Here is a 23,394-nt window from a genome sequence, read left to right on the forward strand (position 1 = left end):
CCGGCGCTAGTTGCCGCCGCCGTAGTAGTTGCCTTCGCCGGCGGCCGGCATGCTGGTCAGCGGCGGCGGCGGTGCCGGGCGCGTCCAGGCCTCGGGGTTGACCGGCGCCACCGGCGGCAGGACGGGCGCCTGGTTGACCTGCAGTACGCTGCTGGGTTCCGGCTGGTTGCTCTGCTGCGCGGCGCGCATGAGGTCGTAGCGGTCGAGCGAGAAGGATTCGGTGGCGGCGGCGTCGCGCACGATCACCGGGCGCAGGAACACCATCAGGTTGGTCTTGACGTAGCTGCGGCTGCGGCTCTTGAACAGGTTGCCCAGCACCGGCACGTCGCCCAGCACCGGCACCTTGTCTTCGCCGGTGGCGTACTGGTCCTCCAGCAGGCCGCCGAGAACCACGATGGCGCCATCGTCCACCAGCACGCTCGATTCGATGGCGCGCTTGTTCGTGGTCGGGCCGGCGAGGTTGTTCGCCGTCGCCGGGTCGATGCTGGAGACTTCCTGGTACAGCACCATCTTCACGGTGCCGTTCTCGTTGATCTGCGGGCGCACGCGCAGCGTCAGGCCCACGTCCTGGCGTTCGTAGGTCTGGAACGGGTTGACCGTATTGGTGGCGCTGCCGGTGTTGGTGAAGCTGCCGGTGACGAAGGGTACGTTCTTGCCGACCACGATCTTGGCCTCCTCGTTGTCCAGCGTCAGCAGGGTCGGCGTCGACAGCACGTTGCCGGCGCCGGTGCTCTGGATGAAGTTGGCCATGATGCCGAGCGCGCGCGTGCCCAGCATCAGGTTGAAGCCGGTGTTGGGCGCCAGGCTGGGTTTCCAGCCCTTCTCGTCGTAGCCCAGGAACTGCGCCGCGAAGTTGAAGATGTTGGCCGGGGCTGCGCCCGGCGCGGTGGCACGGCCGGTGGAATAGTTGGTGCCGATCACGCCGATGCTGTTGCCGCTCTGGCCGAACAGCTGCCATTGCACGCCGAAGTCGGCTGCGCGGTCGGCGCGGACCTCGGCGATCAGGCTTTCGACGAAGACCTGGGCGCGCCGCTGGTCCAGCTTGTCGATCACCGCGCGCAGTTCGCGGTAGACCGGCTCGGGCGCGCTGATGATGAGCGAGTTGGTGGCCGGATCGGCCTGGATCTGGCCGCCGGTCGACGGCTGGTTGCTGGCCTTGGCATCGATGCTCGGGCCGGTCGCTATGCCGGTCCCGCCGCCCGTGCTGCCGACGCTTGACAGGCCCTGCCCCACCTGGCCGCCACCGAGCCCGCCCGCCGTCATGGCCGGGCCACCGGCACCGCCTGGCTGGTTCGATTGCCCCGGCATCGCCGCCAGCGCGGCGCGCAACGTCACCGCCAGCTTGGCGGCGTCGGCGTTCTTCAGGTAGACCACGTGGATGTTGCCGCTGCCGCCGTCGGCCCGCTCGGCCGGCGCCTGGTCGAGCTGCTGGATCAGCGTCTTGGCCAGCGCCAGCCGGGCCGCGTTGGCGGCGCGGATGATGATCGAATTGCTGCGCGGCTCCGGCACCAGGGTGGTACGGTAGCCGTCGCCGCCGCCACCGGCCACCACCGGCACCGGGGTGCCGGGCTGGCCCGGTGCCGGCGCCGCAACCGAGGCCCCGACCCCGCCGCCCGAATCCACCAGCCGCGCCACCAGCGGCGCCAGGTCGGACGCGACGGCGTGCTGCAGTCGCACCACCTCCATGCCGGTGGCGTTGGAGATGTCGAGCGCGGCGATGATGCGCGCCAGCCGCTGCAGGTTGTCGCCGTAGTCGGTGATCACCAGCGAGTTGTTGCCGGGGTTGGCGTTGATCGTGTTGTTGGGGCTGATCAGGGGGCGCAGGATCGGCACCAGGTTGTTGGCGTTCTCGTGCGTGAGCCGGAAGATCTGGGTCTGGATCTGGCCGCCGCCGGCGGCCGGCCGCGCGCCGGCCGACACCGCGCCGCTCTGCAGCTTGGCCTCGGCTTCCGGCACCACCAGCACCATGCCGGCGTTCTCGACCAGCGCGAAGCCCTGGGTGCGCAGCTGCGCCGAGAACAGCCGCAGCGCCTGCGCCGGCGACACCGGCGTGGTGCTGGTCAGGGTCATGGTGCCCTTGACGCGCGGATCCACCACCACGTTGCGGCCGGTGATGGTGGCCATGGTGCGCGCCACGGCGTCGATCTCGGCGTTGGCGAAATCCAGCGTGACCAAGCCGCCGCGCGCGGCGCCGTCCTGCGCCAGCGCGCTGCCGGGCAGTGACGGCAGCGCCAGCACGCCCGCGGCCGCCAGGGCGACGAGCAGGCCGCGCAGGCGCGCCGGCCGGTGAGCGCGGTGCGTTGGACAGATGAAGAACGTGGTGTGCGGCATGCTGAACGCTCAGAAGGTGTGAATGAATCGGGCGTGGTCGAGCGGGTCGTCAAAACGGTGCCAATCGAGGCGCAAAGCACAGACGTAGCTCGTGCTACGGCGAGCATTTGCAACGACGAGTGGCGCCGTTTTGGCGGCTCGAGCGGCCATGGCGGGTTCGTTCACACCTTCTCAGCCCAGAGTGATCAGAACCCGGTCGCCCTGGCGCCGGCCCAGCAGGTTCAGGAGGTTCGTCAGTTGCGCCTCGCTGCCCGGCGCCGCCGACCCTTCGCCCGAAAAATGCAGGCGCGAGCCGACCCACTGGCCCGAGCCGCTCAGGCGCAGCGCGCCTTCGAGCGTTGTCAGTGTCAGGGTCGGATTGCTGCCGCCGGCAAGCGAGAGTCGATAGCTGCCCATGGGTCGAAGCGTGGCCAGGCGCGACGACAATTCGCGCACCGTGAGTTCCGCCGCGCCATCCAGCGCCATGCGGCCCGCCAGCCATTCTAATGACAGGCCCCGCGTCGTCAGGCTGAGTTCGCCCTCGGGCTGCACGGTGTTGAACGGCGTGCCCAGGCCCGCCAGCAGGCGGGCCGGCCATTGGCTGCGGCCATCGCCGACCGCCACGTGCGCGCCGCCCCAGCGCGGGCTGGCGTACACGCGCAGCGCCTGCTCGGCGGCACAGCAGTCGGCACGCAGTTCGGCCTGCAAGCCCGTCAGGCCGGGGCGGATGCGCCAGTGCAGCCGGCCCGGCAGCGCCACCGCGTCGCGGCTGCCGACGCCGCCGCGCAGCACCAGCCGCGCCGAGCCGCGCCACAGGCTGCCGTCCGGATCGGCGAGGTCGACCACGCCATTGGATGCGCGTGCCAGGCCCAGCGCCAGCCAGCGCGCCGGCGCCGCCACCGTCAGCATGACCAGCAGGCCGATCAGCGCGCCGGCCACGGCCCAGGTCCAGGGCGGGCGCGGCCCTTCGGCACGTGGGGCGCCGCGGCGCGTGCCCGGTTGCTTCAGCGATCGCGCCCTCATTGCGGCGGCAGGCTGAGCGACAGGGTGCCGCTCCACTGCGTGCCGCGGCCCGCGCTGGCGCCCGCCGCGCGCGTCAGGCGCGCCTCCAGCGGCACGGCACGCGCATCCACGCGCGCCTCGGCGAGCCAGGCCGCCAGTTCGGCAGCGGGGGCGTCCTTGAGCGTCAGGTTGGCGCGCTCGCCCACCACCGCGAGCTGGGCGCTGGCACCCAGCCGCTGCTTGACCGAGGCCTCCAGCGCCCGCAGCGCCTCGTCGTGCGCCATGCGCGGGCTGGCCTTGAGCGCTTCGGCCTCGGCCTGCAGCGCCTGCATGCGCTGCCATTGCAGATCCAGCGCCCGGCGCTGCGTCTCGGCCTGGCGCAGCGTGGCCAGCGCCGGCGCCAGCGCCAGCCACCACAGCAGAGCCAGGCCAACCACGGCCAGCGCCAGCAAGGCCAGGCGGCGTTCGCGCGCCGCCAGGCGCGCCCAGGCTGCACCGAGGCCGGCCAGCGGTCGTTCGCCTGCGGCAGGCTTCACGGCTGCACCTCGCGCGCGGCAACCACCAGATCCTCGCCCTCGCTGCGCGCCTGGTAGCCCAGCGCCCCGAGCTTGTCGTTGGCGGTCGCCAGCTGGTCGGCGCTCCAGCGCAGGCCACGCAGCCGCAGCGTGCCGGCGGCGTAGTCGAGCCCCTGCGGCGCGGCCGCGGGATCGATCACGGCGCCCAGTGCGGCCAGCGTCGGCTCCAGGTCGCGCGGCGACGCCGCCCCCGTAGTCTGGCGCAGCAAGGCCACCTCGCGCCCCATCTGCACCGGCGCGTCGATCACCACCTTGACCTGCGGAAAAGTCTGGGTGAGCGTGTCGCGGATCAGCGCCTGGCGCTGCGCCAGGTCGGTGCGCTCGCGCCAGGCGTAGGCGTTCAGGCCGACCAGGTTGACCAGCAGCAGCAGCGCCACGCCCCAGCGCAGCGGACGCCAGGCCGGCGCGTGCAGCAGGTCGCGCCACAGCGTGCCCAGGCGCCGCGCGGTGCGGGCGCGGCTGGAGCGCGCCAGCTCGCCCTGCGCCAGGTCCCAGGCCGAGCGGCTGGCCAGCAGCGCGCGCTGCGCAGCGCTGCGCAGCGTCGGCGGACGCTGCAGCCAGCGCTCGGCCAGTTCGGCCACGGCGGGCTCGGCCAGCACCTCGACCGCTTCCTCACCGGCTTCGGCCTGCGCGGCTGCCGGCAGCAGCGGCAGGCTGGCGGCATTCAGCGGCAGGCTTTGCACGCCGCCCGCCACCCCGTCGCCGGCCAGCAGCAGCAGCGGGTGGTCGGCATCGCCGACGACGTGGATGCGCAGCGGGCCGGCATCCGGCGCCAGCTCCGGCACGATGCGGTGCACCGGGCGCCCGGCGCCGTCCAGCGCCTGCAGGTGGGCGTGCAGCCAGGCGCGCTCGCACACGGCAACCCAGCTTTCACCAGCCCCGCCGGCATCCGGCGCCAGCGCGAAATGCAGGCGCTCGGGCTCGTCCAGCACGCGGTCCTCGAGCAGGCCGGTGAGCACCGCGCGCAGCCGCGGTGAGCCGGCGCCGACGCCCTTGGGCAGTGCCACGCGCTGCCAGGACAGCAGCGCCGCCGGCACCACGCCCACGGTCTCGACGCCGCGGCCGCCGGGCGGCAGCAGGTTGGCCGGACTGGCGCCATAGCGCTCCGGCGTCTGCCCGTCGGCGGACGTCGCGTACGGGTAGTTGCCGGGCGGGCCCGATGGCAGCGTGATGAGGAGCAGGCTCATGAATCAGGCGGGTTCGCAAGGCCAGCACAGCGTGCGCCGGCCCCGGAACGTGCCGGGCATTGTAGGGTGCGGCATAGCACCCGGCCGCCGCGTGGCAGCCGGCTTCAGCGCTGGCCCGGACCGCTGATCGCGTCCGCGGCCAGCGACAGCGGCACGCGCTGGCGCCACAGCACGTCGACCGGCTGGCGCGCGCCGCGGCGCTGCACCCAGGCGACCTCCTCCAGCGCCACATCATCCAGTCGCAGGCGCGCACGCACTTCGAAGAAGCGGCTGTTGACGCTGCACCAGTCGGCGCAGCCGGCCACCGCGTCGGCCGGCGCGCCGACGCGCTGCATGGCATCGCCGACGCTGCTGAAGTACTGCTGCGAGCGCGCCGTGACCAGTTGCTGTGCCTGTGCCAGGCTGAGCGCCGGCACCACCGCGTGGATGACCTGCGCGCTGGCGGTGTTGAGATTCACCGGCGTACGCACCGGCAGCACGGTGACGTAGGGCCCCAGCGCCTGCACCGTGGCCGGCGACAGGCCCAGCCAGACCAGCTGCGACACCCGCTGCGGCATCAGCGGATCGGGCAGCGTGGTGATGCCGGCGGCCTCGGCGTCGAGCGCGCTGCGCAGGTTGTCGACCAGTGCGCCGAGTTCCGAGCGCGGCAGTTGCAGCAGGCTGAACAGGCGCTCGAAGCGCTCCAGGTTGGCGATCAGCTCCTGCTTCTGGCGGCCGACCAGGTTGCGCACGTTCAGGCGCGACTGCAGGTCGACGATCTGCCCCGACAGGAAGGCGTCGCGGTCGGTTTCGGTGTCGGCTTCGCTGGCCGCCAGGAAGGTCGACAGGCGCGCCTCGGCCAGCGGCACGGCCCAGGGCTCGGCCAGGTGATCGACATTGAAGCTGTGGTCGATGCGCAGGATCAGGCGCGCCCAGTCGAGCGCGCCATTGAGCAGCCAGGACGACTGCACCCGTGCGCGCTCGGCCGCCTCGACCTCGACGCCGCGCCACTGCTGCCACAGCGCGGTCGCCGCCAGAGTGGCGACCAGGGTCACGGTGATCATGGCGCTCAGCAGCGCCGCGCCGCGCTGAGTCCGGCCCTGGCGCGGCTTCATGGCGCCCCCGGCCGGTAGGTCGGCTGCAGCCAGTCCACCGTGAGCGGCCCGCCGAGGCCCTGGTCCGGCGCCAGCTCGACCATCAGGCGGATCGCCAGCGGCAGCCGGTTGGCCACCGCGGCGCTTTCCGCGCCGCTGGACAGCGGGTTGGTCCAGGCGTTGTTGCGGAAGTAGTGCAGCTGCCAGCTGCCGATCGCCGCGATGTTCACCGCCTGCGCCTGCGCGCCCGGCGCGGCGCCCTGCCCCCACAGCGCGGCCTGTTCCCAGGCCGCGGTCCAGGCATCGTTGCTGCGCAGCGGCGGCGACTGCCAGCGCGCCCACTGGCCGCTGTCGCTGCGCGCCCAGGCGACCACGCGCAGACCGGCAGAAACATCGGTGCTGTCCTCGCGCGTGATGCGCAGGGTCTGCCCGTTCCAGGACAGGCTGCGCTGCGCGGCGCCGCTGTCGGCCGGCGGGCTGCCCGGCGCCGTGGCCGCCGGCGACCAGTCGCGCATGGCGTCCAGGTCGGCGCGCCACTGCGCCAGCCCGGCTTGCAGCGCCAGCACCTGGTCGGTGTGCTGGCGCGTGAACTGCTGCGCCCGCGACATGCCGTCGATGCCGCGCCAGGTCAGCACCGCCATCACCGCCAGGATGGTCAGCGCCACCATCACCTCGATCAGGGTGAAGCCGGCGGGGCGCCGGCGCCCGGACGTCAGCGGCCGCGCCATCACCAGCGTCCCACGATGGTCGACAGCTGCAGCACCGGCACACCAGCCGCGTGCACGTGGGCGTCGACGCGGCGGAAGTTGGGGTTGGGCGTCGGCTGCACCTGGCGCACCACCTCGAACACCGTGCCGCCCTGCGCGCAGTTCAGCGTGCTGGTGCCGACGCCCGGCAGGGCACCTTCGAGCTTGGTGCGGATCAGCTCGTTCTCGGCGCAGATCTGCGCCAGCAGCACCTGGCCCTGGCGGTCGGCATTGCGCGTCAGCGCCGTGCTGGCCTGCATGCCGGCCATCAGCGCGATGGCGGTGATGGCCAGCGCCACCAGCACCTCGATCAGGGTGAAGCCGGACACGGGCCGCTTCATGGCGCGCCCTGGACGACGGCGAACGGGCGCAGGCCATCGGTGGCCACGCGCAGCGGCGGCGTCTGCTCATCGCGGCGCTGCAGCACCACCGCCTGCGGACCGATCACCGGATCCGGGCCGAGCACCAGCACCGCATTGCCGAGCGCCACCGTCTGCGCGTCGAGCCAATGGCGCGGCAGCGGCGCCGCAGGCGCCAGGCCCTCGAACACGAAGCCGCCGGCCACCGGACGCCAGCGCACCGGCACGCCGGCCGCGCGTGATTGCGCGCGCGCGGTTTCCAGCAGCGCCGCCAGCCGTTCGGCATCGCGCGCCAGTGCGCTGGCCGAACTGTCGCGCAGCGCCAGGCTGGTCAGCGCGGTGCCGATGGCGACGATCGCCAGCACCACCATCAGCTCGATCAGCGTGAATCCCCCCTGAGGCGCTGCGCGCCTGCACCCCGAAGGGGGGACGACGCCGGTGGCCGGTACCAGCCCGTCCACGGCGTTCACTGGCATGGCGCCTGTCGTCGCCGCCGGCATCAAAGGTGAGCGCTGCCCCGTGAGTGACAGCCAGCGTGTCATATCGCGTGAATCCGGCGCGCCGGCATGACGCGGGACGCGCCTACTGCCAGGAACCGATGTCGGCGTTCTTGCCGTCGCCGCCGCTCTGGCCGTCGGCGCCGAAGCTCATGACGTCGATCTCGCCGCGGATGCCCGGGTTCAGGTACTGGTAGGGCTGACCCCAGGGGTCGTTGGGCAGCTTTTCCAGGTAGGGCCGCCAGTTGCCCGGCACCGGCGGCGCGCTGGGCCGGGCGATCAGCGCCTGCAAACCCTGCTCGGCGGTCGGGTAGCGCTGGTTGTCGAGCTTGTAGAGCTTGAGCGCCTGCATCAGGTTGCCGATGTCGGTGCGCGCGGCGGTGGCGCGGGCGTCGTCGGTGCGGTCCAGCACGTTGGGCACGATCAGCGCTGCCAGCACGCCGATGATCACCAGCACCACCATCAGCTCGATCAGGGTGAAGCCGGCGGCGCGGCGCAGGTGGCCGGCAAGGGAGCGTGAATCAGTCATGGCCAGGGCACGAAAGCGAGGTGCCTTCAATGATAATCGTCGGATCATGACACGATGCCCGCCGCCGCGCCCATGAAGCCGCGCCTGTCAGACCGGCTGGCCACGGGCCTGCCGACCCTGCTGGTGTGGGCCCTGGTCGCCGCCAGCGCGCTGTTCTGGTATCTGCGCACCAGCGGCGGAGGCGCGCCGGTGGCGGCGCCGCTGGCCGGCGGCACGGCCGAACGCGCACCGGCGGATGCACGTCAGGTGGCGCGCGCGCTCGGCGTACCCGACAACGCGGCGGCGCCGGCAGCCGTGGCGTCCGAACCGGCGCTGGCCAGCCGCCTGGCCTTGCGCGGCATCGTCACGCACGGCGGGCGTGGCGCGGCCCTGATCGCGGTCGATGGCAAGCCGCCGAAGCCGGTGCGCATCGGCGCCCCGCTGGAAGGCGTGGAAGGCGGCTGGGCCGTGCGCTCGCTGACGCCGCGCGCCGTGGTTCTGGCCGCGGGCGACCAGCAACTGCGGCTCGAGATGCCGGGCCTGGCAGAGCGCTCGAGTGCCGGCGATGCGGTGGCCCCGTCGCGCCTCGGCGCGCCCACCGTGACGCCGCCAGCGCCGCACACCAGGGCGGCGCCGCGACCCGCGATCGTGCCGGGCGCGGCGCCGGTGCCGCAGGTGTTTCCGGCGCAGCCGGCAGGAACCGCCAACGATTGAGGCAGGCGGCCGGCTCCGCCCCGTGATTCAGCCCTGCAGGAACACCTGGTAAACCGGGTTGTCGGTTTCCTCGACCCAGGGGTAGTCGAGCTCCAGCAGGAAGCGCCGGAACGCCGCATCGTCGGCCTTGGGCACCTGCATGCCGACCAGGATGTGACCGTAGTCGGCACCCTCGTGGCGGTAGTTGAACAGGCTGATGTTCCAGCTCGGCCGCATCAGGCTGAGGAACTTCATCAGTGCGCCGGGGCGCTCGGGGAACACGAAGCGCAGCAGGCGCTCGTCCTGCGCCAGCGCCGAGCGGCCGCCGATCATGTAGCGCACATGGCCCTTGGCCAGTTCGTTGTGGGTCAGGTCGATGGTGGCGAAGCCTGCGCGCTCGAAGGCGGCGGCGATGCGCGGCGAATCGCCCTTGCCGTTCGTGGTCAGGCCGACGAACACGTGCGCCTGGCCGTTCCTGGCGGCGTCGCTGATGCGGTAGTTGAACTCGGTCACGTTGCGCGGCCCGCCCGGCAGCTTGCCGATGCCCTCGCAGAAGCGCCTGAAGCTGCCACGCTCCTCGGGAATCGTCACCGCGAAAAGCGCTTCACGCTCCTCGCCGACCTCCGCGCGCTCAGCGACGAAGCGCAGGCGGTCGAAATTCATGTTGGCACCCGACAGGATGGCAACGTAGTTCTCGCCCTTGGTCTTGTGCGTCGCCACGTACTGCTTGATGGCGGCCACCGCCATCGCGCCGGCCGGCTCGACGATGCTGCGGGTATCGATGAACACGTCCTTGATGGCGGCGCAGACGGCGTCGATGTCGACCGTGATGAACTCGTCCACCACCTTCGACGCGACGCGGAAGGTCTCGGCGCCGACCAGCTTGACCGCGGTGCCGTCGGAAAACAGGCCGACATCCGGCAGCTGCACGCGCTTGCCGCTGGCCACCGACTGCGCCATGGCGGCCGAGTCGCGCATCTGCACGCCGATCACCTTGACCTCGGGCCGCACCGCCTTGATGTAGGCGCCGACGCCGCTGATCAGGCCGCCGCCGCCGATGGCCACGAACACCGCATGCAGCGGCCCCTGGTGCTGGCGCAGGATCTCCATGCCGATGGTGCCCTGGCCGGCGATCACCAGGGGGTCGTCGAACGGATGGATGAAGGTCAGGCCCTGCTCGGCCTGCAGCCTGACGGCGTGCTCGTAGGCGTCGGAGTAGCTGTCGCCGGCCAGCACCACCTCGCCACCGAGCGCCTTGACGGCATCGATCTTGACCTGCGGCGTGGTGGTCGGCATGACGATGATGGCGCGGCTGCCCAGGCGGTGCGCGCTCAGCGCCACGCCCTGCGCATGGTTGCCGGCGCTGGCGCAGATCACACCCGCCTTCAGCTGCTCCGGCGTCAGGTGCGCCATCTTGTTGTAGGCCCCGCGCAGCTTGAAGCTGAACACCGGCTGCTGGTCCTCGCGCTTGAGGAACACCTTGTTGTGCAGCCGGCGGCTGAGCGCGCGCGCCGGATCCAGATCGGACTCGACGGCGACGTCGTACACGCGCGCGGTCAGCACCTGCTTGAGGTAGTCGGTGGAGGTCAGCGACCGGGAACGGCTGGCAGCGGGCTTGGTGTTCATCGCGCGGACGGTAGCGGGTGAAAGGAAGGCGGGCAAACTGGCAATCATAAGGAGCCGGCGCATCCATGGCATCGCCATGCGTATGCCGATTTGCTGCGGGGCAGCAAAAAAAAGCCCCGCACCTTCCGGTTCGGGGCTTGAATCCACCTTGTGAAGGGGTGGAGGAGACAACTGTCGCAGGGGCCTGGCCACCTGAATGATCGCTAGTCTACATGAAAAGCACGATCGTTCGATAGGTTTTGTTGCGCCGCAACAACCAAGTCTGGATTTCGTGCGTTTTTCCCGGTTTTCCAGCGCGTGCCGAATCCGTTACGCTCGCGTTCTACTGGAGGGCACAACAGCATGGAATGCACGGTCACTTGGACAGGCGCGGCGGGTACCCGCTCGAAGATGGGTTTCGTGGCCGAGACAGGCTCGGGCCATGTCATCGCCATGGACGGCGCACCCGATGCGGCCAAGCCCGAGAACGGCGGCCAGAACCTGGCGCCGCGGCCGATGGAAACGCTGCTGGCCGGCACCGGCGGCTGCACTGCCTACGACGTGGTGCTGATCCTCAAGCGCGGCCGGCATGATGTGCGCGGCTGTTCGGTCAAGCTGACAAGCGAGCGCGCCGACGAAGACCCCAAGGTGTTCACCAGGATCCACATGCACTTCAGCGTCAGCGGCAGGAACCTGCCCGCCAACGCGGTGGAGCGCGCCATCGCGCTCAGCCACGACAAGTACTGCTCGGCATCCATCATGCTGGGCAAGACGGCCGAGATCACGACCTCGTTCGAGTTGGTCGAGGCTTGATGGCGTGACTGCGCCGCCATGGCGCCTGGGCTTGGCGGCGTTGCACGCACCTCGGGCAAGCCCGTTCCCACAGCGGTGACGTGTCGATAGGCTGGCAAAAGCGTGTCAGCGGTTCAGGGGATGCGTCAGATTCTGTGCGCGGTCGTCGTCATCACCTTGGCCGCCAACCGCATCAGGCCGCGCACCGGCGCCGGCAAGGTCTTGCCGCCAGCCTGCAGGGCGGCGTCGGCGTGGCGCGCTTCGTCTTCCTTCATCTGCGCCACGATGGCGCGCGAGGCCGTGTCGGCGCTCGGCAGGCGGTCCATGTGGCTGGCCAAGTGGGCCTCGACCTGGCGCTCGGTCTCGACCACGAAGCCGAGGCTCAATGCATCACCGCCGATGCGCCCGGCCAGCAGGCCGATGCTGAAAGCCCCTGCATACCACAAGGGATTCAGCCAGGACACCCGATCGCCAAGCTCATCCAGGCGCTCGCGCGTCCAGGCCAGGTGGTCGGTCTCGTCGCGGGCGGCGGCGTCGAGGTGGCGGCGCAGTTCGGGATCGCGGGTGCCCAGCGCCTGGGCGGTGTAGAGGGCCTGCGCGCAGACCTCGCCCACGTGGTTGACACGCATCAGCGCGCCCGACAGGCGCCGCTCGCGCTTGGTCAGCACCGTCCCCGCCTCGGCCTGCCGCGCCGGATTGGGCCGCGCCGCCTGCAGTGCGGCAACCAGGGTGCGCAGGCTGCTGTCGACGGCGGACAGCAGGCGATCGGTCAGGCTGAGGTCCATGCGCCCATGGTACGACAGCGGCGCTGCCACCGTGTGCGCCGGCCCAGAGGACAAGTGTTGCTGCACTGCAACATAAGCCGGCCGATTCACCGGGTGGTCACACCCGCCGGTTGCAATGGATACAGCTTTGAACAGCACCGGAGTCACCAGGCGTCGAGTTGACGCAGTTCCTGCTGCCACGAAGCTCACATCACGTGTCTATCACCTTGGAGAACCTGCAAATGAAAAAATCGCTCATCGCCCTGGCCGTGATGGTCGCTTCCGGCGCTGCCCTGGCCCAGTCCTCGGTCACCCTGTACGGCGTGGCCGACGCCGGCATCGGCAAGATCGAATCCGGTTCGGGCGGCAAGAGCCCGGCCAACGACGCCTCCAACAAGACCGAGTTCCTCAGCGCCAGCAAGATGAACAACGGCGACAGCCGTCTGGGCGTGCGCGGCGTCGAGGACCTGGGTGGCGGCCTGAAGGCCGGCTTCACCTTCGAGACCGGTCTCGATCTGGACAACGGTGCCGCCACCTCGTCGGCATTCTGGTCGCGCGGCGCCAACCTGTGGCTGGGCGGCGGCTGGGGCCGCTTCACCATGGGCCGCGAATACACCACGAGCTACGACGCCGGCCGCGCCTGGGAACTCACTGGCGCCGCCAACTACTCGGTCATCTCCAACACGTACGGCTGGGCCGGCGCCGGCTCGCGCAACAACAGCCAGTTCAAGTACACGAGCCCCAATTTCGGCGGTTTCAGCGCCATGATCGGCTACATGCTCAAGGCCGACAACGGCGACCGCGCCAAGTGGGATCTGGGCCTGAAGTACGCCAACGGCCCGATCGGCGTCGGCCTGGGCGTCAACAAGGTCAAGGACGGCAAGACCAACTACGCGCTGGGCGGCAAGTACAATTTCGGCAGCTTCGCACTGGCGGCTTCCTACAACCAGACTTCGTCCGGTTCACTGCGTCGCCGCGGCTACTCGCTCGGCGGGCAGGCCAAGTTCAACGCCTTCACGGTGACGCTCGACCTGACGCGCGACTCCAAGAACGAAATCGGTGGCAAGAAGTTCACCAACGGCGTGCTGGAAGGCAAGTACGCCCTGTCCAAGCGGACCTTCGTCTACGCCGCCTACCTGCGGCTGGACGGCGACAACAACTACGGCATCGGCATCCGCCACAACTTCTGATCCGGCCGTCGGGGCGATCGGCCGTCCGGGCCGGTCGCCCTCCGGGTCCCAGGGAGGGCCGCGCGTCCTCCCTGTTCTTTTTTCGCAATGTGATCCCTTGTTGCGCATAACCAACGGTTCATGAGCTTGTGTCGCGGTTAAACGACAAAACGCAGTAGCTCAGGGCGAATCGTTCCGGAAGTCTTTGCAAGTTGATGACGCCTCTGGTGCAATAGAGGCAACTTCCCGGTTGGGGAGGTTGGCCCGGGGAACCGGCGGGAATCGCAGACGGACCCTTCGCACCGGCGCCCTATGTTTAACCTTGGAGAACTTGCAATGAAAAAATCTCTGATTGCCCTGGCCGTGATCGGCTTCTCGGGCGCCGCGATGGCCCAATCTTCCGTGACCCTGTACGGCGTGGCTGACGTCGGCGTCGGCAAAATGGAAGGCGGCAAGACCGAAATGATCAGCGCCGGCACCATGAACAACGGCACCAGCCGTCTGGGCGTGCGTGGCGTCGAGGATCTGGGTGGCGGCCTGAAGGCTGGCTTCAACTTCGAAACCGGCCTGTCGCTGGAGAACGGCGACACCTCGACCGCTGGTGCTGGCTACTGGGGCCGTGCCGCCAACCTGTGGCTGGGTGGCAACTGGGGTACCTTCAAGATGGGTCGTACCCTGACCCCGTCGTTCTACGGCGTGGCCGCTTGGGAACTGACCGGCACCGCCAATTACTCGGTGATCGGCAATACTTACAAGTACATCAATCCGCAGGTTGCCCCGACTGGCGCCATCGGTGCCGGCGCGCGTAACAGCAGCCAGTTCAGCTACAAGACGCCCAACCTGGGCGGCTTCAGCGCTGAGGTGGGTTACATCACCAAGCAGGACAACGGCGCCGCCAAGTGGGATGCTAATGCCATCTATGCCAATGGTCCGATCGGTATCGGCCTGTCTGCTAACAAGACTTCGGGCAGTAAGACAAACTACTCGCTGGGCGGTAAGTACAATTTTGGTAATTTTGCGTTGGCTACGTCTTACAACGTCGCCCACATCGTCAATGCTCAGCGCCGCGGTTTCTCGCTGGGTGGTACAGCCACCTTTGGTGCTGCTTCGGTCACGCTCGACCTGACCCGCGACACCAAGAACCAGTGGGGCAGCAAGAAGTACACCAACGGACTGCTGGAAGCCAAGTACGCCCTGTCCAAGCGTACATTCATCTATGGTGCCTACCTGCGTCTTGATGGCGACAACAACTATGGTATCGGTGTTCGCCACAACTTCTGATCGCCGGGCTACCTGAAAGGGTAGTTTCAGATCAGTCGAAAAAGCCGCCTTCGGGCGGCTTTTTCTTTGGGCACCGTTACCCTGCCATTCCTGCGCAAGCGGGCATGACGGGAGGTATTGGCGCGACACGCCCTGCAAGCCGACGCGGCGCATGCTCGCAATCCCTGCCATGGATCGGCCAGCCGCTCTGGTAGCATCGGCGCCTGCTACGTTTTTTGACACATGGGCGCTTTCATTCTCCGCCGCTTCATCCAGGCCATCATCGTGATGGTGTCGGTGGCCTTCATCGCATTCCTGCTGTTCCAGTACGTGGGCGACCCGGTGGTGTTCCTGCTGGGCCAGGACGCCACGCCGGAGCAGATTCGCGAACTGCGCGCCGACCTCGGGCTGGACCAGCCCTTCTTCGTGCAGTTCTGGCACTTTCTGGTGAACGCGGCGCAGGGTGAGTTCGGTCTCAGCCTGCGCCAGGGCGCCAAGGTCTCGCGCCTGCTGGGTGAGCGCTTTCCGGCCACGTTCGAACTGGCGGTGGCCGCCGCCCTGCTGGCGCTGCTGGTGGGGGTGCCGATGGGCGTCTACGCGGCACTCAAGCGCGGCACCTTCATGAGCCAGGTGTTCATGACGGTGTCGCTTCTCGGCGTCTCACTGCCCACCTTCCTGATCGGCATCCTGCTGATCCTGGTGTTTTCGGTCTGGTTCGGCTGGATGCCGAGCTTCGGCCGTGGCGAGACCGTCAATCTCGGCTGGTGGAGCACCGGCCTGCTGACTCGGAGCGGCTGGATGCACCTGATCCTGCCGGCGATCACGCTGGCGATCTTCCAGCTGACGCTGATCATGCGCCTGGTGCGCGCCGAGATGCTGGAGGTGCTGCGCACCGACTACATCAAGTTCGCGCGGGCGCGCGGCCTCTCCGACCGCGCCATCCATTTCGGCCACGCGCTGAAGAACACGCTGGTGCCGGTGATGACCATCACCGGCCTGCAGCTGGGCGGCCTGATCGCCTTCGCCATCATCACCGAGACGGTGTTCCAGTGGCCCGGCATGGGCCTGCTGTTCATCCAGGCCGTGACCTTCGCCGACGTGCCGGTGATGGCCGCCTACCTGTGCCTGATCGCGCTGATCTTCGTCGTCATCAACCTGATCGTCGACATGCTGTACGTCGTGGTCGACCCGCGGCTGCGCGTCGCCAGGGCGGCCGGCCATTGAACCGGCACCCGCATCCGACATTTCCTGTTTCAACCACCGAGGAGGCATCCATGGTATTCAAGAAGACATCCATTTCCATGCTGGCCGGCGCCGCGCTGCTGGGGCTGGCCGCATCGGTTTCGGCCCAGACCGTGCGCATCGCCAACCAGGGCGACGCGCTGTCGCTGGACCCGCACTCGCTCAACGAGTCGCTGCAGCTGTCCACCGTCAGCAACGCCTATGAGGCACTGGTCGGCTGGAACAAGAAGCTCGAGATGGTGCCGATGCTGGCCACGTCGTGGAAGCAGATGTCGCCGACGGTGTGGCGTTTCGAGTTGCGCAAGGGCGTCAACTTCCACGACGGTACGCCGTTCACCGCGGATGACGTGGTGTTCACGCTGGGCCGCGTTGCCGGTGATGGTTCCGACATGAAGGCCTACACCAACGACGTCAAGGAAGCACGCAAGATCGACAGCCACACGATCGAGATCGAGACCAAGACGCCGCTGCCGATCCTGCCGCAGATCATGTCGCAGGTGTACATCATGAGCAAGAAGTGGTGCGAGGAGAACAACGCCACGCGTCCGGTCGACCGCCGCAAGGGCATCGAGAACACCGCCTCGTTCAAGACCAATGGCACCGGCCCATTCCACGTGCGCGAGCGCCAGCCGGGCGTGCGCACCGTGTTCGTGCGCAACCCGCGCTACTGGGGCAAGGTCGAGAGCAACGTGCAGGAAGTGGTGTTCACGCCGATCGCCAGCCCGGCGACGCGGGTGGCCGCCCTGCTGTCGGGCGAGATCGACGTCATGGAGCCGGTGCCGGTGCAGGACATCGGGCGCGTCAACTCCAACCCGGCCACGCGCGTGCTGGCCGGCCCCGAACTGCGCACCATCTTCTTGGGCATGGACCAGAAGCGCGACGAGCTGCAGTTCTCCAGCGTCAAGGGCAAGAACCCGTTCAAGGACAAGCGCGTGCGCCAGGCCTTCTACCAGGCCATCGACATCGACGGCATCAAGAAGACCGTGATGCGCGATGCCTCGCGGCCGACCGCGCTGATGGTCGGCCCCGGCATCAACGGCTGGACCGAGGCACAGGACAAGCGCCTGCCCTATGACGTCGAAGCGGCCAAGAAGCTGCTGGCCGACGCCGGCTACGGCAGCGGCTTCGAGGTCACCATGAACTGCCCGAACGACCGCTACGTCAACGACGCGCAGATCTGCCAGGCGGTGGCCGCCAACCTGTCGCGCATCGGCGTCAAGATCAACCTGCAGGCCGAGACCAAGGGTACCTATTTCCCGAAGATCCTGCGCCGCGACACCAGCTTCTACTTGCTGGGCTGGACGCCGTCGACCTACGACGCGCACAACGCGCTGAATGCGTTGATGCGCTGCCCGGACGACAAGACCGGCGCCGGCCAGTTCAACCTGGGCAGCTACTGCAACCCCAAGCTTGACGAACTGACGGTGAAGCTCGGCGCCGAAACCGACAAGGCCAAGCGCGACGCCATGATCAAGGAAGCGTTCCAGATCCACGCCGAGGACGTCGGCCACCTGCCACTGCACCAGCAGACGCTGGCCTGGGGCGTGAGCAAGAAGGTCGAACTGACCCAGCTGGCCGATAACTACATGCCGTTCAAATGGATCACGGTCAAGAAGTGATCTGAGAAGGTGTGAACGGGCTGGCGCGCGGCCGCTGACGCTGCGGCGCCCCAGCCCTTTTTCCTGCACGCCCGCAACCTGACCGATTCATGAGTCAACTGCTTGCCCGCTGGTGGGACAGCGACGTCGGCTACAGCTTCCGCAATTCGCCGACCGCCATCACCGCCGCCGCGATCGCCTTCATCTGCGTGTTCTGTGCCGTGTTCGCGCACTGGGTGGCGCCGCACAATCCGTTCGACCTGACCACGCTGGAACTGAGCGACGCCCGCCTGCCGCCGGCCTGGGAGGAAGGCGGCAAGGCGCGTTACCTGCTCGGCACCGACGACCAGGGCCGCGACATCCTGTCGGCGCTGATCTACGGCGCCCGCATCTCACTGGTGGTGGGCATCGTGTCGGTGCTGATCTCGGTCGTCGTCGGCGTGCTGCTGGGCCTGATCGCCGGCTTCAAGGGCGGCTGGATCGATGCTTTCCTGATGCGCGTGTGCGACGTCATGCTGTCGTTCCCGGCCATCCTGGTGGCGCTGCTGATCGCCGGCGTCGGACGTGCGCTGTTCCCCCATGCCAACGAATCACTGGCCTTCGGCGTGCTGATCGTCGCCATCTCGCTGACCGGCTGGGTGCAGTACGCACGCACCGTGCGCGGCAGTACCATGGTCGAGCGCGGCAAGGAATACGTGCAGGCCGCGCGCGTCACCGGCGTCGCGCCCTGGCGCATCATGCGCAAGCACGTGCTGCCCAACGTGACCGGGCCGGTGCTGGTGCTGGCCACCATCCACGTGGCCACCGCCATCATCACCGAAGCCACCCTGTCCTTCCTCGGCGTCGGCGTGCCGCCCACCTCGCCGTCGCTGGGCACCCTGATCCGGGTCGGGAACGACTACCTGTTCTCGGGCGAGTGGTGGATCACCATCTTCCCCGGCGTCATGCTGGTGCTGATCGCGCTGTCGGTGAACCTGCTGGGCGACTGGCTGCGTGACGCACTGAACCCCCGGCTGAACTGATGAATGAAGCAACCACTCCGCCGCTGCACGGCTTCAATGATGACATGACGCAACGGCTCATGGCACACCGCACCGTCATCGGGGCGGTATGGCCGCACCTTCATTTCGTCATTCCGCCGCGCCGGTACGACTGACACGATGCCCCTACTGCAAGTCAAGAACCTCATCGTCGAATTCCCGGGCCGGCGCGGCACGCTGCGGGCGCTGGACGACATCTCGTTCGAGATCGCACCGGGCGAGATCCTCGGCGTGGTGGGCGAATCGGGGGCCGGCAAGTCGCTCACCGGCGCCTCGATCATCGGCCTGCTGGAGCCGCCGGGCCGCGTCGCCGGCGGCCAGATCCTGTTGGAAGGGCAGCGCATCGACAACCTGGGCCACGAGCAGATGCGCCACATCCGCGGGCGCCGGATCGGCGCCATCTTCCAGGACCCGCTGACCTCGCTGAATCCGCTCTACAGCATCGGCCGGCAGCTCATAGAAACCATCCAGACCCACCTGCCCGTCAGCGCTGCCGAGGCGCGCCAGCGCGCCATCGGCCTGCTGCAGGACACCGGCATCCCGGCCGTCGAGCAGCGCATCGACCACTACCCGCACCAGTTCAGCGGCGGCATGCGCCAGCGCGTGGTGATCGCGCTGGCACTGGCGGCCGAGCCCAAGCTGATCGTGGCCGACGAGCCGACCACCGCGCTCGACGTGTCGATCCAGGCGCAGATCATCCAGTTGCTCAAGAAGGTCTGCCGCGAGCGCGGCGCGGCGGTGATGCTGATCACGCACGACATGGGCGTGATCGCCGAGACCTGCGACCGCGTGGCCGTGATGTATGCCGGCCGAATCGCCGAGATCGGCCCGGTGCACGAGGTCATCAACCAGCCGGCGCACCCGTACACGGTAGGCCTGATGGCCGCCATCCCCGACATGACCGAGGACCGCGAGCAGCTCAACCAGATCGACGGCGCGATGCCGCGGCTGAACGCGATCCCGAAGGGCTGCGCCTTCAACCCGCGCTGCCCGCAGGTGTTCGACCGCTGCCGCATCGAGCGGCCCGAGCTGATGGACGCCGGCGCCACGCAGGCGGCGTGCTGGCTGCACGCGCCCGACCGTGCTTCCTGGGCGGCGCGCACCGAAGGAGTCGCCGCATGAGCGCCGCGACGATGGATGCTTCTGCGCGGGTGTCCAGCGCCCGCCACGCAGACTCTCTGCCATCGGCGGGACAGGGAGCGCCACAGCCGCTGGTGCGCGCCGAAGGCCTGGCCAAGACCTTCGACGTCTCGCCGCCGCTACTCAACCGCCTGCTGGAGCGCAAGCCGCGGCAGCTGCTGCACGCGGTGGATGACGCCACCTTCAGCATCGAGAAGGGCCAGACGCTGGCGCTGGTCGGTGAATCCGGCTGCGGCAAGAGCACGGTGGCCCGCGTGCTGGTCGGCCTCTACGAGCCGACGCGCGGCAGCTTCCACTTCGATGGCCAGGATGCGCATGCCGCCTTCCGGGCCGGCGGCGCGCGTGCGCGCAAGCTGCGCGAGCGCATCCAGATGATCTTCCAGGATCCGTACGCCAGCCTCAACCCGCGCTGGCGCGTGTCCGAGATCGTCGCCGAACCGATGCGCGAGCACGGCACCGTCAGCGGCAAGGCGGCGCTGGAGCAGCGCGTGGGCGAACTGCTGCTGTCGGTCGGCCTGGCGCCGGCCGACATGACCAAGTACCCGCACCAGTTCTCCGGCGGCCAGCGCCAGCGCATCTCGATCGCGCGCGCGCTCGCCACCCAACCGGAGTTTCTGGTCTGCGACGAACCGACCTCGGCGCTCGACGTGTCGGTGCAGGCGCAGGTGCTCAACATCATGAAGAACCTGCAGCGCGAGCAGGGCCTGACCTACCTTTTCATCAGCCACAACCTGGCGGTGGTGCACCATGTCAGCGACCAGGTCGGCGTGATGTACCTGGGCCGCATCGTCGAGTTGGCACCCAAGCACGCCCTGTTCAGCACGCCGCGCCACCCCTACACGCGCATGCTGCTGGACGCCATCCCCAAGATGCGCGACACCGGCCAGGCCCGCACGCCGGTGCAAGGCGAAGTGCCCAATCCGCTCAATCCACCCAGCGGCTGCACCTTCCATCCGCGCTGCCCGCACGCCAACGCGCGCTGCGCCGCCGAGCGGCCGCAGATGCTGCGCTACGGCGATGTCCAGGTGGCCTGCCACGCAGTGGAGGAAGGCCGCATCTGACGTCTCGACCGCTTGCCGGCGCAGGCTGGCAGCGCGCGCCGACACCCGGCAGCCCGCTGGGGCAAGGGATAATCGGCACATGAACCAGCTCGATGCATTGAAGCAGCTCACCACGGTGGTGGCTGACACCGGCGACTTCCGTCAGATGGTGCAGTACCAGCCGCGTGACGCCACCACCAACCCGTCGCTGATCCTGAAGGCGGTGCAGAAGCCCGAGTACGCGCCACTGCTCAAGGACACCGTGGCGGCGCACCGAGGCGAGCCGCTGGACGAGCTGATGGACCGGCTGCTGGTGCGCTTCGGCACCGAGATCCTGTCCATCATTCCAGGCCGCGTCTCGACCGAGGTCGATGCGCGGCTGTCGTTCGACGCGGACGCCACCTGCGCTCGGGCCGAGCGCCTGATCGCGTTGTACCGGGCCGCCGGCGTGCCGGCCGAGCGCGTGCTGATCAAGGTCAGCTCGACCTGGGAAGGCATTCGCGCCGCCGAGCGGCTGGAGCAGCGCGGCATCCGCTGCAACATGACGCTGCTGTTCTCGTTCTGCCAGGCGGTTGCCTCCGGCCAGGCCGGGGCTCAACTGATCTCGCCCTTTGTCGGACGCATCTACGACTGGTACAAGAAGGCCGCCGGCACCAGCTGGGACGAGGCGGCGATGGCCGGCGCCAATGACCCCGGCGTGCAGTCGGTCACGCGCATCTTCAACTACTACAAGCGGCACGGCATCACCACCGAGGTGATGGGCGCGAGCTTTCGCAACATCGGCCAGATCCGGGCGCTGGCGGGCTGCGACCTGCTCACCATCAGCCCCGAACTGCTGGCGCAGCTGGCGGCGAGCGATGACGCGCTGCCGCGTGCGCTCGACGCCGAGGCGGCGCGCGCACTCGATCTGCCGGAGGTGCATTACGACGAGCCGGCGTTCCGCCTGACACTCAACCAGGATGCGATGGCGACCGAGAAACTGGCCGAAGGCATCCGGGCCTTCATCGCCGATGCCGAGAAACTCGAAGCCCTGATGCAGACGGCCTGAGCGCCGCACCCCATGGACTGGCGAGATCGACCGCGCTGCGACGAGGTGCCCGCCTGGCGCGCGCTGGCGCAGCACTTCCAGCAACGGTTCAGTGGCACTGAAGCCTTCGATCTGCGCCGCGCCTTCAATGCCGATGCAGGTCGCGCCGAGCACTTCAGCCTGGAAGCGGCGGGCGTCTACGCCGACCTGTCGAAGAACCTGATTGACGCCGAGGCGTTGACCCTGCTGACCGGATTGGCACGCGAATGTGGCGTCGAGGCGCACCGCGACGCCATGTTCAGCGGTGCACCCATCAATGTCAGCGAGCAGCGCGCCGTCACACATGTGCACTGGCGCATGCCGGGATCCGCGGCGCCAGCCGCCGATACCGGCACCGACGCTGCAGCATGCCTGGTGACCAACGCCGCGCGCGCGCGCGCCGAAATGCTGGACTTCGCCGAATCGGTGCGTGCCGATCCGCACATCAGCGACGTCGTCAACATCGGCATCGGCGGCTCGGACCTCGGCCCACGGCTGGTGGTTGAAGCGCTGCGGGCCAGCGGCCACGTCGATGGCCCGCGCCTGCACTTCGTCGCCAACATGGACGGACATGAGCTGGCCGGCTTGTTGCCCCAGCTGAAGCCGCGATCGACCCTGTTCATCGTCGCCTCCAAGAGCTTCGGCACCGCCGAAACGGTGCAGAACGCGACCTCCGCACGCGACTGGTTCAAGGCCCAGGGTGGTCAGGACATCGCACGCCACTTCGTCGCGTTGAGCACCAACCAGGCCGCGGCCGAGGCGTTCGGCGCCGGGCGCTGCCTCGGCTTCGACGACGGCGTGGGCGGGCGCTTTTCACTCTGGTCGAGCATCGGCCTGTCGATCGCCATTGCCATCGGCCGCGCCGGCTTCGAGAACCTTCTGGCCGGTGCGCACGCCATGGACCGGCACTTCGCCGACACGCCGCTGGAGCGCAACCTGCCGGTGCAGCTCGCCCTGCTCGATCTCTGGTATCGCAACCTGCACGGCCTGGCCAGCCGCTGCGTGGCGCCGTACCACCATGGTCTGCGCACGCTGCCGGCCTACCTGCAGCAACTGGAGATGGAGAGCAACGGCAAGCGCGTCGACCTGCGGGGGCGCACATTGCCGTTCGCCAGCGCCGCCGTCACCTGGGGCCAGGCTGGCAGCAATGGGCAGCACGCCTTCTTCCAGCAACTGCACCAGGGCACCGATGTGGTGCCGGTCGAATTCGTGCTGGTGCGCCAGGCGGCACACGCCCTGCCCGGGCACCACGCGCAGCTGCTGGCCAAGGCACTGGCCCAGGCGCGTGCGCTGATGCTGGGCCAGACCGGTGACGTGCCGGCACGCCATTTCCCTGGCAACCGGCCTTCCACCATCCTGCTGCTCCATGACTTGTCGCCGCACAGCCTGGGCACGCTGCTGGCAATGTACGAACACCGTACCTTCACGCTCGGTTCGCTGTGGGGCCTCAACAGCTTCGATCAGTGGGGGGTGGAGCTGGGCAAGCGCTTCGCGCACGATCTGATTGCGCGTCTGGACCATGGTGACGTCGCCGGACTCGATGCCTCGACGGCTGCGCTGATCACGCGACTGCGCCAGACCTGATCGAGGTGGATCACGGCGCAGCTGCGGATTTGCATACCTGCGGTGCCAGCTCCAAATCTGTTTGAAACGAAAAAAGCCGCTGGTCACCCAGCGGCTTTCCAAGCCTGACGGCACGGTCACCGGCACCAGGCCAGTGACCCGACG

At 68.9% G+C, this 23,394-nt stretch carries 23 protein-coding genes; 12 read left to right on the top strand and 11 right to left on the bottom strand.

Going from position 1 to position 23,394, the window contains the following annotated elements; translation table 11 throughout:
- Positions 1–6: 6 nt before the first annotated feature.
- The 9 genes from gspD to gspG form a co-directional block, all read right to left on the bottom strand.
- Complete coding sequence (gene gspD / locus PK606_RS03000) at positions 7–2,331, bottom strand: type II secretion system secretin GspD (protein ID WP_324560482.1); 2,325 nt, start codon at positions 2,329–2,331, stop codon at positions 7–9.
- A 171-nt stretch (positions 2,332–2,502) separates the two neighbouring features.
- Positions 2,503–3,333, bottom strand: coding sequence for a type II secretion system protein N (gspN, locus tag PK606_RS03005; RefSeq protein WP_324560485.1), 831 nt, complete (start codon positions 3,331–3,333; stop codon positions 2,503–2,505).
- On the bottom strand, positions 3,330–3,848 hold the full coding sequence (locus PK606_RS03010) for a type II secretion system protein M (RefSeq protein WP_324560488.1): 519 nt from the start codon (positions 3,846–3,848) through the stop codon (positions 3,330–3,332). The genes gspN and PK606_RS03010 overlap by 4 nt, the downstream gene beginning before the upstream one ends.
- Positions 3,845–5,074: a type II secretion system protein GspL gene (gene gspL / locus PK606_RS03015; protein ID WP_324560492.1), complete on the bottom strand. Its 1,230-nt coding sequence runs from the start codon at positions 5,072–5,074 to the stop codon at positions 3,845–3,847. The genes PK606_RS03010 and gspL overlap by 4 nt, the downstream gene beginning before the upstream one ends.
- 104 nt (positions 5,075–5,178) lie before the next feature.
- Positions 5,179–6,168, bottom strand: coding sequence for a type II secretion system minor pseudopilin GspK (gene gspK, locus PK606_RS03020; protein ID WP_324560495.1), 990 nt, complete (start codon positions 6,166–6,168; stop codon positions 5,179–5,181).
- Positions 6,165–6,875: a PulJ/GspJ family protein gene (locus tag PK606_RS03025; RefSeq protein ID WP_324560498.1), complete on the bottom strand. Its 711-nt coding sequence runs from the start codon at positions 6,873–6,875 to the stop codon at positions 6,165–6,167. The genes gspK and PK606_RS03025 overlap by 4 nt, the downstream gene beginning before the upstream one ends.
- The gene (gene gspI / locus PK606_RS03030) at positions 6,875–7,234 is read right to left on the bottom strand and encodes a type II secretion system minor pseudopilin GspI (RefSeq protein ID WP_324560501.1); all 360 of its coding nucleotides are present in this window, start codon (positions 7,232–7,234) and stop codon (positions 6,875–6,877) included. The genes PK606_RS03025 and gspI overlap by 1 nt, the downstream gene beginning before the upstream one ends.
- Positions 7,231–7,728: a pilus assembly FimT family protein gene (locus tag PK606_RS03035; RefSeq protein WP_324560504.1), complete on the bottom strand. Its 498-nt coding sequence runs from the start codon at positions 7,726–7,728 to the stop codon at positions 7,231–7,233. Before PK606_RS03035 ends, gspI begins: the two co-directional genes overlap by 4 nt.
- A gap of 106 nt (positions 7,729–7,834) precedes the next feature.
- On the bottom strand, positions 7,835–8,278 hold the full coding sequence (gspG, locus tag PK606_RS03040) for a type II secretion system major pseudopilin GspG (RefSeq protein ID WP_324560507.1): 444 nt from the start codon (positions 8,276–8,278) through the stop codon (positions 7,835–7,837).
- 54 nt (positions 8,279–8,332) lie between these two features.
- Between gspG and PK606_RS03045 the strand changes: the two genes are divergently transcribed.
- Positions 8,333–8,971 carry a hypothetical protein gene (locus PK606_RS03045; RefSeq protein ID WP_324560509.1) on the top strand — a complete coding sequence of 213 codons (639 nt, stop codon included), beginning with the start codon at positions 8,333–8,335 and terminating at the stop codon, positions 8,969–8,971.
- Between the two features lie 27 nt (positions 8,972–8,998).
- On the opposite strand, the gene ilvA is transcribed toward PK606_RS03045, so the two are convergent.
- Positions 8,999–10,576 (bottom strand): threonine ammonia-lyase, biosynthetic, encoded by a 1,578-nt coding sequence (ilvA, locus tag PK606_RS03050; protein WP_324560512.1) that lies wholly within the window; start codon positions 10,574–10,576, stop codon positions 8,999–9,001.
- Positions 10,577–10,918: 342 nt separating this feature from the next.
- Here ilvA and PK606_RS03055 point away from each other — a divergent pair, with 342 nt between their 5' ends.
- Entirely contained in the window at positions 10,919–11,368 is a 450-nt protein-coding gene (locus PK606_RS03055) for an OsmC family protein (RefSeq protein ID WP_324560515.1), read from the top strand.
- 125 nt (positions 11,369–11,493) lie between these two features.
- Here the strand turns inward: PK606_RS03055 and coq7 are convergent, their stop codons facing one another.
- Positions 11,494–12,132 carry a 2-polyprenyl-3-methyl-6-methoxy-1,4-benzoquinone monooxygenase gene (gene coq7, locus PK606_RS03060; protein WP_324560518.1) on the bottom strand — a complete coding sequence of 213 codons (639 nt, stop codon included), beginning with the start codon at positions 12,130–12,132 and terminating at the stop codon, positions 11,494–11,496.
- Between the two features lie 221 nt (positions 12,133–12,353).
- On the opposite strand from coq7, the gene PK606_RS03065 reads away from it, so the two are divergent.
- The 10 genes from PK606_RS03065 to pgi all read left to right on the top strand — a co-directional run bounded on the left by PK606_RS03065 (position 12,354) and on the right by pgi (position 23,250).
- On the top strand, positions 12,354–13,301 hold the full coding sequence (locus PK606_RS03065; protein ID WP_324560521.1) for a porin: 948 nt from the start codon (positions 12,354–12,356) through the stop codon (positions 13,299–13,301).
- A 315-nt stretch (positions 13,302–13,616) separates the two neighbouring features.
- Positions 13,617–14,561: a porin gene (locus tag PK606_RS03070; RefSeq protein ID WP_324560525.1), complete on the top strand. Its 945-nt coding sequence runs from the start codon at positions 13,617–13,619 to the stop codon at positions 14,559–14,561.
- A gap of 222 nt (positions 14,562–14,783) precedes the next feature.
- A complete protein-coding gene (locus tag PK606_RS03075) occupies positions 14,784–15,764 on the top strand; it encodes an ABC transporter permease (protein ID WP_324560528.1) in 981 nt (326 codons plus the stop codon).
- Between the two features lie 50 nt (positions 15,765–15,814).
- Entirely contained in the window at positions 15,815–17,401 is a 1,587-nt protein-coding gene (locus tag PK606_RS03080) for an ABC transporter substrate-binding protein (protein ID WP_324560531.1), read from the top strand.
- Between the two features lie 89 nt (positions 17,402–17,490).
- Positions 17,491–18,402: an ABC transporter permease gene (locus PK606_RS03085; protein WP_324560534.1), complete on the top strand. Its 912-nt coding sequence runs from the start codon at positions 17,491–17,493 to the stop codon at positions 18,400–18,402.
- The gene (locus PK606_RS03090; protein WP_324560537.1) at positions 18,402–18,536 is read left to right on the top strand and encodes a hypothetical protein; all 135 of its coding nucleotides are present in this window, start codon (positions 18,402–18,404) and stop codon (positions 18,534–18,536) included. The genes PK606_RS03085 and PK606_RS03090 overlap by 1 nt, the downstream gene beginning before the upstream one ends.
- Before the next feature lie 4 nt (positions 18,537–18,540).
- Positions 18,541–19,542, top strand: coding sequence for an ABC transporter ATP-binding protein (locus PK606_RS03095; protein ID WP_324560540.1), 1,002 nt, complete (start codon positions 18,541–18,543; stop codon positions 19,540–19,542).
- Positions 19,543–19,634: 92 nt separating this feature from the next.
- Positions 19,635–20,621, top strand: coding sequence for an ABC transporter ATP-binding protein (locus PK606_RS03100; RefSeq protein WP_502920778.1), 987 nt, complete (start codon positions 19,635–19,637; stop codon positions 20,619–20,621).
- Positions 20,622–20,700: 79 nt separating this feature from the next.
- Positions 20,701–21,648 (top strand): transaldolase, encoded by a 948-nt coding sequence (tal, locus tag PK606_RS03105; RefSeq protein ID WP_324560543.1) that lies wholly within the window; start codon positions 20,701–20,703, stop codon positions 21,646–21,648.
- A gap of 12 nt (positions 21,649–21,660) precedes the next feature.
- Positions 21,661–23,250 (top strand): glucose-6-phosphate isomerase, encoded by a 1,590-nt coding sequence (gene pgi, locus PK606_RS03110; protein WP_324560546.1) that lies wholly within the window; start codon positions 21,661–21,663, stop codon positions 23,248–23,250.
- The last annotated feature ends 144 nt before the right edge of the window (positions 23,251–23,394 follow it).

The sequence above is a fragment of the Ottowia sp. genome (assembly GCF_035444425.1).
GTDB lineage: Bacteria > Pseudomonadota > Gammaproteobacteria > Burkholderiales > Burkholderiaceae_C > Ottowia.